We start from the raw sequence: 13,227 nt of genomic DNA on the forward strand, positions 1-13,227 counted from the left end.
AGGAAAAAACGTCTGGCGTCTTAGCTCATGAAGGGCAGGGGCGCGCCGCCATAAACATAAATCCACACCAGAAGCCCGCCACCCAGCAAAATGCGATAAATCGCAAATGGGGTGAAGCTGGATCGTTTCAGCCAGCTCATCAAAAGGGCGATCGCAATGAGTGCGGTGATAAAGGACAGGCCCGCTGCCAACAGCACGTCCTGGGTCAGGTTGATGTCACCCGCCTGATGCAGATCGATCCCTGCCAGCAAACCGGCACCGAGAATAACCGGGATCGACATCAGCATCGAAAACTGCGCAGCGTCGGAACGTTCATAGCCCATAAAGCGCGCAGCGGTCATGGTGATGCCCGACCGGCTTGTCCCCGGGATAAGGGCCAGAACCTGTGCAAGGCCGATAAACAACGCACCGCCCCAACGCATATGTTCCAGACGGTTGATCGTCATGCCGACCTTATCGGCAATCCACAGCAACACCCCGAAGCCCAGCGTGGTCCATGCAATGATTTCGATCGAGCGCAGCTGTTCTTCGATCCCTGACACCTTGAAATAGAATCCGACGGCAATCACCGGGATGGTGGCCAGCACGATATGAATGGCAAGGCGGGCGCCAGCATTGATTCGCCCGGTAAACAGCCGGACGAATCCGCCGAGCATGGCGAACACATCACGCCAGAAATAGATCAAAACAGCGGCCAAAGTGCCGACATGCACCGCGACGTCTACCAACAAACCCTGATCCGCACTGCCGGTGATGGCAGGGGCCAGGACCAGATGGCCAGATGAGCTGATGGGGAGAAATTCGGTGATCCCCTGAACGATCGCCAGAAGAATGATGTGCTGTAGGGTCACGCCCGCCTCGGTGCCTGTTCGCTGCAAAAACTGATCGCTTATAGCAGTTTAGCCCATTTTGGCGAAATGCATAAATAGTACCATTATGGTACTATTGAAACAATCTTACGGTGATTTGGTCGGCGTTTCTCGGAAAGGCCGCAAAATTAATCCGGATATTTAAGTCAGCTTTATTGACCTAAATGGTATTTTGTGCTGGATTCTTGCCACATCGACACGTATACAGAGCGAAACCCGCAACATAAAACCCTTCCAGAGGGCCGTCATGACAGAAAAGATGCTGAAGTTTGTTCATATTGAACAAAAATATCCGCACAAAAGAGAGGCGTCCGAGCGCCGCACGGATTTCAACGAAATTTATGAACCGTTCGAGGACCAGAGTGCAGCGGACCAGTCCGCGCGTTGCTCGCAGTGTGGTGTGCCCTTCTGCCAGGCACATTGCCCGCTTTATAATAACATTCCCGATTGGTTGCGCCTGACCACAGAAGGTCGCATGGAAGAGGCTTATGCCATCTCGGCAGCAACCAACAACATGCCCGAAGTCACCGGCCGCATTTGCCCGCAGGACCGCCTGTGCGAAGGCAACTGCGTGATCGAACAATCGACCCATGGTGCCGTCACCATTGGGTCGGTCGAAAAATACATCACCGATACCGCCTTTGCGAATGGTTGGGTCAAACCGCCGGTCCCGGCCAAGGAAAACGGCATGTCGGTTGGCATCATCGGCGGTGGCCCCGGCGGCATGGCCGCAGCTGAACAGCTGCGCCTTAAAGGATATGAAGTTCATATCTATGACCGTTATGACCGCATGGGCGGGCTTCTGGTTTATGGTATTCCGGGCTTCAAGCTTGAAAAGGATGTGGTCGAACGCCGCGTGAAACTTCTCGAAGAAGGTGGTGTTGTCATGCACACCGAATTCGAAGTTGGCCGTGACGCGACCCTTGAAGACCTGCGCAAGAAACATGACAGCGTTCTGATCGCGACCGGTGTTTACAAGGCACGTGATCTGAAACTGCCGGGTGCCGGTCTTGATAACGTCTATCCCGCCCTTGAATATCTGACCACGTCCAACCGCCACAGCCTCGGTGACAAGGTTCCGGCTTATGAAGACGGCACCCTGAATGCCAAGGACAAGAATGTCGTGGTTATCGGCGGTGGTGACACTGCCATGGACTGTGTTCGTACCGCGATCCGTCAGGGCGCGAAATCGGTCAAATGTCTCTATCGTCGTGACCGGGCAAACATGCCGGGCTCGCAGCGCGAAGTCGCCAATGCCGAGGAAGAAGGTGTTGAATTCGTCTGGCTGACCAACCCGGAAGCTTTCGTCGGTGATGACAAGGTAACCGGTGTGCGCGCAGTCAAGATGCGCCTTGGTGCCCCGGATGCCGGTGGCCGTCAGAGCCCGGAAATCATCGAAGGCTCAAGCTACACCATGGATGCCGACATGGTCATCCTGGCACTTGGTTTTGAACCCGAAGATCTGCCGACCCTGTTTGATGCGCCGGAACTTGGTGTTTCGCGCTGGGGTACTGTCAAAATCGACTTCCGCACCATGATGACCAATCTGGATGGCGTGTTTGCTGCTGGTGATATTGCCCGTGGTGCATCGCTTGTGGTCTGGGCAATTCGAGATGGCCGTGATGCGGCTGACCGGATTGATCAATATTTGCTGGCGCGCAAAGAAGCTGCCGCTTAATCCCGCTGCCGCATTAGGAGAGAGAGTTATGAACAAAATCGTTCACAGCAAGGGCGCCGTTGATATCGCCCGTTTTGAAAAGAACGCGGCTCATCTTGAAGCCAGCGGGATGTATGATCCGGCAGAAGAACACGCCAACTGTGGTGTGGGTCTGGTCGGGGCGATTGACGGCAAACCGCGTCGCGAAGTTGTCGAAGCCGGGATCGAGGCGCTCAAGGCCATCTGGCACCGTGGCGCTGTTGATGCCGACGGCAAAACCGGTGATGGGGCGGGTATCCACCTGCAGATCCCGCAGGATTTCTTCAAAGCCTATCTCAAAGTCATCAACCAGGAAGCCCCCGACAGCCTGATCGCTGTTGGTCAGGTCTTCCTGCCGCGTATCGACATGGCCGCACAAGAACGTTGCCGTGCGATTGTCGAAACCGAAATCCTCAAGCAGGGTTACGGCATTCTGGGCTGGCGTCAGGTGCCGGTCGATGTGTCGGTGATCGGTGAAAAAGCCAACCAGACCCGCCCGGAAATCGAGCAGGTCCTGATTGGCGTGCGCGAAGATGTCAGCGAAGAAAAGTTCGAGATCGATCTGTATGCCATCCGTCGCCGCATCGAAAAGGCCGTGCTTTCAGAGGCGATCAAGGATTTCTACATCTGCTCGATGTCGTGCCGTTCGGTGATCTACAAGGGCATGTTCCTCGCCGAGGACGTCGATACCTTCTATCCCGACCTGCGTGATGAACGCTTCATCTCGAACTTCTGCGTCTATCACCAGCGTTATTCGACCAACACCTTCCCGAGCTGGCCGTTGGCACAGCCGTTCCGTGTTCTTGCCCATAACGGCGAAATCAACACGCTGCGCGGTAACGTCAACTGGATGAAAAGCCACGAAGCGCGCATGGCACATGATGCCTATGCCGACAGCATCGATGACCTCAAGCCGGTCATTCAGCCGGGCTCGTCTGACTCGGCGGCCCTTGATGCCGTGTTCGAGCTGATGGTGCGTGCCGGTCGTGACCTGCCGATGGTGAAAACCATGATGGTGCCGGAAGCCTGGTCGAAAAAGGCCTCCACGCCCGACAGCTATAAAAACCTTTATGCCTATTGCAACGCTGTGATGGAACCGTGGGACGGCCCCGCGGCGCTTGCGGCCTATGGCGGTAAATGGCTGATGGGTGGTACTGACCGTAACGGTCTGCGTCCGCTGCGTTATGCGGTGACGGGCAATGGTCTTCTGATTGCCGGTTCCGAAGCCGGTATGGTGCATATCGACGAAGAAGCCTGCGTTGAAAAAGGCCGCCTCGGCCCGGGGCAGATGATTGCCGTCAACCTCGAAGAAGGCGTGCTTCTGCATGATGCCGAGCTGAAAGATCAGCTGGCAGCACGTCGTGACTGGTCGAAATGGGTTGGTCGCACCAAGGTGCTTGATGACCTGATTTCACCGGAACAGGCTGAACCGGCAAATCTGGAAAAAGAACGTCTTCTGCGCTTGCAGAAATCGATGGGCCTGACCCACGAAGACCTTGAACTGATCCTTCATCCGATGGGTGAAGACGGCAAGGAAGCCATCGGCTCGATGGGTGATGACACCCCGCTTGCGATCCTGTCGGATCGGTATCGCGGTCTGCATCACTTCTTCCGTCAGAATTTCTCGCAGGTGACCAACCCACCGATCGACAGCCTTCGTGAAGCGCGCGTCATGAGCCTGAAGACCCGTTTGGGAAACCTGGGGAACGTCCTTGACGAGGATGAAAGCCAGTGTGATCTGCTTCAGCTTGAAAGCCCGGTTCTGACCAACGCCGAATATGACGCGATGCGCGGTTATATGGGCGACAGTGCCGTCGAAATCGACACCACCTTTGACATCAATGGTGGCAAGATGGCGCTGCGTGAAGCGATCTCGCGCATTCAACGCGAAGCCGAGGAAGCTGTGCGTGGTGGTGCCCTGCACGTCATTCTGACCGACGAAGGCATTTCCGAAACCCGTGCGGCGATCCCGATGATCCTGGCCGCCGGTGGTGTTCACAGCCACCTCGTCACGACGTCGCTGCGCACCTATATCTCGCTCAACGTCCGGTCGGCAGAATGCATGGATGTGCATTACTTTGCCGTTCTGATCGGTGTTGGTGCGACCACGGTTAACGCCTATCTCGCGCAGGAAGGTCTGCTGGACCGTTATGCCCGTGGTCTGTTCCCGAATGTGAACAGCACCGCCGAAGTCATGCAGCGCTTCAAGGCGGCCATTGATGCCGGCCTGCTCAAGATCATGTCGAAAATGGGCATCTCGATCATCAGCTCCTATCGTGGTGGCTATAACTTCGAAAGCATCGGTCTGTCGCGATCGCTGGTGGCTGAATTCTTCCCGGGCATGCCTTCGCGCATTTCGGGTATCGGTCTTCAGGGTATTCAGCGCCGCACCATCGCCCAGCACAAGGAAGCCTTTAACGGCAATGTTGTGGTTCTGCCGGTCGGTGGTCTTTACAAATACCGCCGCAGTGGCGAACGCCATGTCTGGACTGGTCCGCTGATCCATACCCTGCAGTCTGCCGTGACCACGGGCAGCTACCATTCGTTCAAGAAATTCTCGGATGGTCTGCGTTCGCGTGAACCGCTGCATCTGCGTGATCTGCTTGATTTCCGTTCTGACCGCGAAGGCGTGCGTCAGGATCAGGTCGAAAGCATCACCGAAATCCGCAAACGTTTCGTAACGCCGGGCATGTCCCACGGTGCATTGTCGACCGAGGCGCACGAAGCGCTTGCGATCGCCATGAACCGTATCGGTGCGAAATCGAACTCCGGTGAAGGCGGGGAATCGCGCGAACGTTTCCGTCCGCGTGCGAACGGTGACAATGCGCGTTCCTCGATCAAGCAGGTGGCATCGGGTCGTTTCGGTGTCACGGCCGAATACCTCAATAACTGTGAAGAAATCCAGATCAAGGTCGCCCAGGGTGCAAAACCGGGTGAAGGTGGTCAGCTGCCGGGCTTCAAGGTCACGGTGGAAATCGCCCAGCTGCGTCATGCAACGCCGGGTGTGACCCTGATTTCACCGCCGCCGCACCATGACATCTATTCGATCGAAGATCTCGCACAGCTGATCTATGACCTCAAACAGATCAACCCGCGTTGCCGCGTCTGCGTCAAACTGGTATCGCGTTCGGGTGTCGGTACGATTGCCGCTGGTGTTGCCAAGGCAAAAGCCGACGTCATCCTGATTTCCGGGTATGACGGTGGTACGGGTGCAAGCCCGCAGACCTCGATCAAATATGCCGGTGTTCCGTGGGAAATGGGCCTGTCGGAAGTCAACCAGGTGCTCACGCTGAACAACCTGCGTGACAAGGTCAAACTGCGTGTTGATGGCGGTTTCAAAACCGGCCGTGACATTGTCATGGGCGCGATGCTCGGTGCCGAGGAATTCGGTATCGGAACCGCATCCCTGATCGCGCTGGGCTGCATCATGGTCCGTCAGTGTCATTCCAATACTTGCCCGGTCGGTGTCTGTACCCAGGATCCGGCCCTGCGTGCCAAGTTCGTCGGTACCGCAGACAAACTGGTCAACCTGTTCACCTTCATGGCCGAGGAAGTCAAAGACGTTCTGGCCGAGCTTGGCTATACCCGTCTGGAAGAAGTCATTGGCCGATCGGATCTGCTTCAGCAGGTTCACCGTGGCGCCAAGGACCTTGTTGACCTTGACCTGAACCCGTTGCTGGCACAGGCCGATGCCGGTGATCATGCACGCTTCTGCACCATCGAAGGCCGCAATGAAGTCCCGGACACCCTTGATGCCCAGATGATCAAGGATGCCCGTCCGCTTCTTGAAGACGGCGAAAAGATGCAGCTGCAATACAACATCCAGAACACCCAGCGTGCAATTGGCACCCGGATGTCGTCCCTGATCACGCAGAAATACGGCATGACCGGCCTGAAACCGGGCCATCTCCATGTCCGTCTGCGCGGCTCGGCTGGTCAGTCGCTTGGTGCCTTTGCCGTGCAGGGGCTCAAGATCGAAGTGCAGGGCGATGCCAACGACTATGTCGGCAAGGGGCTGTCGGGCGGGACGATTGTTCTGCGTCCGCGTCCAAGTAGCTCGCTTAAGACCAACGAAAACACCATCATCGGCAACACCATTCTTTATGGTGCGACTGCGGGCAAGCTGTTTGCCGCCGGTCAGGCCGGTGAACGTTTCTGTGTGCGTAACTCCGGTGCGACCGTTGTGGTCGAAGGTTGTGGCTCGAACGGTTGTGAATACATGACCGGCGGCACGGCTGTCATTCTTGGCTCCGTTGGTGAAAACTTCGGGGCGGGCATGACCGGTGGTATGGCGTTCATCTATGACACCCAAGGCACCTTTGCCGATGTCGTCAATGATGGCTCCATCCTCTATCAGCGCATTGAAACCCAGCATTGGGACGAACATTGCCGTTCCCTGATCGAAGAACATGTGGCCGAAACCGAAAGCGGTTTTGCCCGCACCATCCTCGATAACTGGGACCGTGAACGCGGCAACTTCTGGCAGATCGTGCCAAAAGAAATCGTCGACAAGCTGGAACACCCCATTCGCTCAGAGAGCGAAAACCAGGCAACTGCGTGATCCCTCACGCTTTTGCGCAAGCTCCCTTGTCCAACACACCTGGACAAATGAACTCGCCCCGTACTTCGGTACGGGGCTTTTTTCGTTGGGGGTATTGAAGGCAGATGTGCCGGTTACAGCAAGATGTTCAGATACGTCCCGCGCCGGGCGTTGTGGTCAATCTGATCGGTGGCGATCAGGTTGCGCAGGCGGGCAAGCTGGGATGCGATGAAACTGTCAGAGGATGGCTGATCGGAATTGGCGCCGACCCGGCCACGCGAGGGCAAGCCACCCTGCGGACGCGCGCGCGCATCCTGAAGGCCTGTTTGCGAAGAGCCTGTCCCGCCAATTCTGTTGGTCGCCATGTGATCATCCACGTTTGAAAATGCGCCAATCCTATCACGTGGTCAGGCATTTGTCATGATCGCGCACGACCGGCCCGATTTACCAATTTCGCAGAATCCGCACAGAAAAAAGGGTGGTCATCAAAGACCACCCCGGAGGAAGCTAACGAGAGGGAAAAATCACGTTAGGATATTAACTTTGGTGCCACGGTTGCCGCTGGTTTCAAGCGGCTGGTGCTCGGTCACGATTGATCCGATAACCTTGGCCAGTCCGGTTGCCTTGTTGATCGCGCCTTCTGCGGCTGCGAAAGGCAGAGAAGGCTCTGCACCACCATTGGGCGTAATTGCATCATTTGCAGCCTTTGCTGCGGGACCAAGTCCTGAACCTTGTACTGAGTCGATCATCCTGACCTCATCACTTGTCCGGCGGGGCAATGCCCTTCATCAACCGGGGTGGTTAAAATCTCTCTGAAACTCACGGTATGAGCTTGTGCTATTGATATAAGTGACGGTTGTCACACTATCCAGTGCCACAATAGGGTCGATGCTGCCAATGGCTTGGTTTGCAAGCATTTTGGCTAATATAGGCGGGTAAGATTTTTTTAACCAATCGGCGAAATGGGCGTCATTTCACGGTGGTCAGGGTTGGGGAATCGGGCTTCAAATTGGTTTGTCAGTCCGGTTTTGGGCGATCCGATGCCAGTTTCAGCGCATCCTGAATGGCTTTTTGCAATTGGCCCGGCCGGAACGGCTTTTTGACAAAGACGTAATTGCCCAGAAGATTATCAAGCTCCTTGCGCGACCGCGCCGGATAGCCCGACATGAAGACCACGCCATAGCGCGGATTTTGCCGCAGTGCTTCGATAATCAGTTGTGGGCCACTGCGTCCCGGCAAGACAACATCGGTCAGAATGACGTCAAAGGGCGCGTCTTCGGCATTCTGTTCAAGGATCACCAGAGCATCTTCGGTGCTTTTGGCGGTTTCCGTCTTGTAACCGGCATCATCAAGAATGATCTGGGCGGTTGTTCTGAGCGCCTGTTCATCATCGACAATCAGAACACGTTCGCCATTGCCCGGGAACTCACCGATTTCATCGACAACATGGACGGGCTCGTTGCCCGGTTCGGTGCGCGGCAGATAGATCGAAAAGGTCGTGCCTTCGCCCTCGACGCTTTCAAGATTGATAAAGCCATGCGACTCCTCGACCCAGCTATGGACGATCGAAAGCCCAAGCCCCGTGCCCTTGCCCGGCTCCTTGGTCGAGAAGAAGGGCTCGAAAATATGGCTGATCACATCTTCGGGGATGCCGGTTCCGGTATCTTGCACCGTGATGACAACAAATTGCCCTTCGACCTCTGGCGGATAGATGTCTTCATCGTCATCAGTGTCGCGCTTGCCCGCTGGCGGGATGTCTGCACTGCGACATGAAATCTGTAACGTCCCGCCCTCGGGCATGGCATCGCGCGCATTGATGGCAAGGTTCAGGATGCTGGCCGACAGCTGGGTCGGATCCACCTTGGTATAAAGTTCAGGCTCATCGGACCAGATCTGCAGATCAATGCGATGTTCAAGCAACGTCACCAGAAGCTTTTCCATCTCGGCAAAGATGCTTTCAACCCGGACATTCTTGGGCTGGTCAATCCGGCGGCGCGAGAACATCAAAAGCTGATCAGCAACACCTGTGGCCCGCTCCCCAAGCGAAATGACGTGACCGATATATTCCTTGACCCGTTCGGGATCATCAATCTTGGCACGTGCGACTTCGGCAAAGCTCAGGATACCGGCAAGGCAGTTGTTGAATTCATGGGCAACGCCGCCGGCCATCTGGCCAACCGCCTCAAGTTTTTGCGATGTGGCAAGCTGTCTTTGCAGCGCATGCTGTTCTTCAGCGGCACGCTTTTGCTCGGTAATGTTGCTGCCCGTTCCGCGATAGCCATTAAAGCTGCCATCCAGCGCAAAGACCGGAACGCCATTGATGCGTCCGAACTGTTTTTCCCCGGTGCGCGATGTCCAGGAGAACTCGACGTTATAAAATGCCGTATGCTGATCGAGATGGCGCTGAAGGTGCTGCCAACCCTCGGGATGTTCGGGATGCAGTCCAAGCTTGTCAAAGGTCTGACCCTGAGGCGACCCGTTGATTTCCTCGATCAGCTGGTAAAACTTGTAGGACGCAAACGCGATCTTGAGGTCGCTGCCCATCTCCCAGTACCAGTCGGCAGATGAAAGCGTAAAGTCGCGGAACCGTTCCTCACTGTCGCGCAACGCATCCTGTGCAGCCTGATGCTGCTGGGTGCGGCGCTCCAGGCTTTCGGCCATCGCGTTCAGGCCACGTTCCAGTGTTCCGATTTCATCCCGCCCCATCGGGATAAGTCGCGAGCTCAGCTTGCCAATCTGGATCTTGTTGACGAACTGGGCTGCCGTAATCAGGCGCCTGAGAACCGTATGCTGGGTGAAAAGAAAGATCAGCGCCGATGTCAAAAGCAGACAAAGCGCCGACCCGATCAAAAGCACCGACTGCATCTGGCGCTGGCTTTCCTCAAGCCCCTTGGTCGAAACCTTGAGATAGACATACATAAAGGGCTGGTTGGAATTCAGATTGAAGATCGGTGTGATGCTGACCATGCTTTCGCCGGTTTCGTCATCAACCGTCATCAGGGTCTGCTCGGTCATGTCCGCGCGCAGCTCATCCACCGGAAAGCCTTTTAGCGCATTGATCGACGCACCGATCATCAGCGGATCGGTCGAATGATAGATCGTGCCGTCAAACCCGATCGCCAACGCCTGCTGAAGGTGCGGGCCTAGCAGAAGTTTCATCTGCTCGGGATCGCTCAGGACCGAGACCTTGAGTTGTTCATGCTGGATGAGCCGTCCGGGCGTGCTGATCTGCTCGGCAATCCGACGATCAATCTCGGCCCCGAAATACTGCACATAATAACCGCCAAACAGACCAAGAAGGATGGTTTCCACGACAATGATCGCAATTGCGATCTTGAAAACCAGACTGCCGATCAATCGGTCAAACAGCGTCCTCAAATGACTTCGGCTCCCCGTTCCGAATGGTGCTTATTGTGTGTGAACTTTACTCGGTCTGAATAAAGTACTGACTTGGGTTGGTCGGCGCCGGGGTTGCGTAACTCCAGGCAGCCGGCATCACCTTGGGAACGTTGTGGAAGTCCCGGGCGACGACACCTTTCCGGTTTAGCGGCAAGGCGATCCCCATAACGTAAAACTGATCTGCACTCATGTCGAGAATATCGCGCATCAGTTGATTCTGTTTTTCGCTATTTGCTGTTGCCTTGAGCTGATCATAAAGTGCCAACTGCTTTTGCACCGCATCGGGCGGTGTGATCGCATCCGGGCTTTCGGGATTAAGATACCAGTGGGCCCAGCCGGTGGCGAACCAGGATGATTCAGACGACATGGGCAGGTAATTGATCGGGATCACCATGGCATCCAGGCCGCCATCACCCCCCCAGGCACTGGCTTGATGATCATTGGTTTCGCGAAGCGCGACAAACTCGTCTCGCGGCAGATTGCGTGCGGTCACATCAACGCCAAGCTCGCGCCAATAGCGCGTGACAGCATTAAGCATCTCGAAGCGTTCTGCGCCTTCGGTATCAATGGAAAACGAAAGCGGTTTGCCATCCGGGCGCATCAGGATGCCGTTTTCATTGCGCTCCGTCAGCCCGGCCCTGATCAGAAAGGTCTGCGCCAGATCGGTGTTATAGGCCATGAACTGGCGTGCCAGAACCGTATGATATTGCGGGCTTTCGGGGCGCGGTGCTGCCTGATGGGGCAATGCGCCGGGCACGAAGCGATCGATAATCGCTTCGCGATTGATTGCATATGACAGGGCAACGCGAAAATCCTTGTTCTGGAAGATTTTGCGCAGCACCGGGTCCTTGTCATTGAGGTTAAGTGACAAGGTCAGGACATTCATGTCGCTTTCCACCAGTGTGAACGGCAACAGATCCTTGTTCTTGGACAGGACGTCATCGGCATGTTTGCTGACATGGCGTTCCTGCATATTGACCTTGCCGGCAATCGCTGCTTCCCCGGCCGCACTTTTGGACGGCACAAGGGTCATGGAAACCTGATCAATATAAGGAAGCTGGCGGCCGGTCGGGTCAATCTTCCAGTAATACGGATTGCGTTTGGCGATTAGCGGATCATCTTCGCCGTAAACCCCATCGAGAACCCAGGCATTCAGGGTTGGCACATCCGGATTGTGCCAGCGTGACGGGTCATCAATCGTTCCGGGTTGTCCGAACACATCAACAAAGCGTTCTTTCCAGCCCGCATAGCCCATCTGCTTGGCGATGGCATCGGCATTGGCATTATATTTCGGCAAAAGCGGTTTCAGAAAATGCGCCGGGTAACTTACCGGTTCGACCCCTTCCGGGCGCGCAAGTGCTGTTTGAAACAGTCCATAGGGTTCGCTGAACCGGAACGCGACGGTATGGGCGTCGATCGCATCGACCTGCACCTTGTTGCCGCCTGCCATCAACCATTCAGGAACCGCATCCCCGAATGCCGGATTGTTCAGGATATCCTCGTACCAGAAAACAATATCTTCGGCAGTAAACGGGGCACCATCCGACCAGCGCATGCCGGGGCGCAGACGGAAAAAGAACTCCGTTGCATCGCTGCTCGGCTGAAAGGACAGCGCGACATTGGGGATGGTTGATGACCATTGCGGCGTCCAGCGCAGCAATGGCTCATAACCGATATTTCGGATCAAAAGGGCATGGTCGCGCTTGTTGCGCTGGGCCATTTTCCACGTACCGCCATAAGTGCCTGTGCGCTCGGTCGGCGAGACGATCATCGGCGTGGTCGGCAGGCGGTCCTTGACCGGTGGCAGGGTTCCGTTTTCAACCTGCTTGGCAAGCTCTGGTGACTCACCGAATTCGAACGCGTGCGTGCTGCCAATGCTTGTCAGCATCGCGGTCAGTGCAACAATCAGGATAAACGTATTATGCCTCACAAAAACCTTTGCCCCCGTGGGTTTGTGTGTTCATATCAAAAGTATTGCGACCGCTACCCGAAAGGGGTGGAGTCCAGATTCTTCCAACCTAGATATACATGACGCATTGTGGAAGTATAAAATTCACAATCATAAGTTTCTTGTATCGGTTCAATGCGCGCCAGACTTGCCGAAATACACTTTTCAGGTAGCCCTTGGAAGGTTTCGTCGGGGCGACGCTTCGATCAAAAACAAGACGTATGATTGATCCATGGACGGCCTCCACCCTAATTATTTTAATTAGTTAAAAGAAAAGGTAGCACCTGAAACGCCCGGAAATCAAAGTTTCTTTCACTCTTATATAAGGACATTGCGGAATTGTGGGCGTCTATTTCTGCCGGGATGGGGGATTAGTCGTCAGTGGTTTTGCGACGATATGTTAAACTGCGCAAAGCATAGGACGAAAGTTGTGCCCATGACGCAAACTGATAACCCCGATAAGATGGCAGACGGACCATCCTTTTTGCCCGGTCCAAAGCCTGCTGCGCCGATTCCACGTTACGAATCGGGAACGGATGTGCGTTTGCGCGAAAGATTGCAGGGGACAGCAACAGATGTCTCAACCCGCCCGGCGACGGATCATGCGGAAGGTTTCAGTGTTGCCGGGATTGAGGGCATGATTGATCGCAAAAAGGCCAATGTTGCCGCAAGAATTGTCGAAACAGATCCGGATCAGGCGCTGCGTGTGATCCGCAACTGGCTGCTCGAAGACTAGTTTCCAAAACCCTTATCGTCACATCGCGCCATCCGAATT

At 55.5% G+C, this 13,227-nt stretch carries 8 protein-coding genes; 3 read left to right on the top strand and 5 right to left on the bottom strand.

The genetic code is table 11. The annotated features are described in order from the left end of the window. Window positions 1-20: 20 nt before the first annotated feature. On the bottom strand, window positions 21-851 hold the full coding sequence (locus tag ACXAIA_RS03530; RefSeq protein WP_475348130.1) for an undecaprenyl-diphosphate phosphatase: 831 nt from the start codon (window positions 849-851) through the stop codon (window positions 21-23). 265 nt (window positions 852-1,116) lie between these two features. Between ACXAIA_RS03530 and ACXAIA_RS03535 the strand changes: the two genes are divergently transcribed. Together ACXAIA_RS03535 and gltB are read left to right on the top strand one after the other, a co-directional pair. After that, a complete protein-coding gene (locus tag ACXAIA_RS03535; RefSeq protein ID WP_475348131.1) occupies window positions 1,117-2,547 on the top strand; it encodes an NAD(P)-dependent oxidoreductase in 1,431 nt (476 codons plus the stop codon). 28 nt (window positions 2,548-2,575) lie between these two features. Then, on the top strand, window positions 2,576-7,126 hold the full coding sequence (gene gltB, locus ACXAIA_RS03540) for a glutamate synthase large subunit (RefSeq protein ID WP_475348132.1): 4,551 nt from the start codon (window positions 2,576-2,578) through the stop codon (window positions 7,124-7,126). A 113-nt stretch (window positions 7,127-7,239) separates the two neighbouring features. Here gltB and ACXAIA_RS03545 read toward each other — a convergent pair whose 3' ends face one another. The 4 genes from ACXAIA_RS03545 to ACXAIA_RS03560 form a co-directional block, all read right to left on the bottom strand. Then, the gene (locus tag ACXAIA_RS03545; RefSeq protein WP_475348133.1) at window positions 7,240-7,470 is read right to left on the bottom strand and encodes a hypothetical protein; all 231 of its coding nucleotides are present in this window, start codon (window positions 7,468-7,470) and stop codon (window positions 7,240-7,242) included. A 159-nt stretch (window positions 7,471-7,629) separates the two neighbouring features. Beyond that, the gene (locus ACXAIA_RS03550; protein ID WP_475348134.1) at window positions 7,630-7,854 is read right to left on the bottom strand and encodes a hypothetical protein; all 225 of its coding nucleotides are present in this window, start codon (window positions 7,852-7,854) and stop codon (window positions 7,630-7,632) included. Window positions 7,855-8,122: 268 nt separating this feature from the next. Continuing rightward, window positions 8,123-10,483: an ATP-binding protein gene (locus ACXAIA_RS03555; protein WP_475348135.1), complete on the bottom strand. Its 2,361-nt coding sequence runs from the start codon at window positions 10,481-10,483 to the stop codon at window positions 8,123-8,125. A gap of 46 nt (window positions 10,484-10,529) precedes the next feature. Next, on the bottom strand, window positions 10,530-12,434 hold the full coding sequence (locus tag ACXAIA_RS03560) for an ABC transporter substrate-binding protein (protein WP_475348136.1): 1,905 nt from the start codon (window positions 12,432-12,434) through the stop codon (window positions 10,530-10,532). Between the two features lie 454 nt (window positions 12,435-12,888). On the opposite strand from ACXAIA_RS03560, the gene ACXAIA_RS03565 reads away from it, so the two are divergent. Continuing rightward, window positions 12,889-13,188 (top strand): hypothetical protein, encoded by a 300-nt coding sequence (locus tag ACXAIA_RS03565; protein WP_475348137.1) that lies wholly within the window; start codon window positions 12,889-12,891, stop codon window positions 13,186-13,188. Window positions 13,189-13,227: the final 39 nt, after the last annotated feature.

The sequence above is a fragment of the Thalassospira sp. ABL2_045 genome (genome assembly GCF_056161285.1).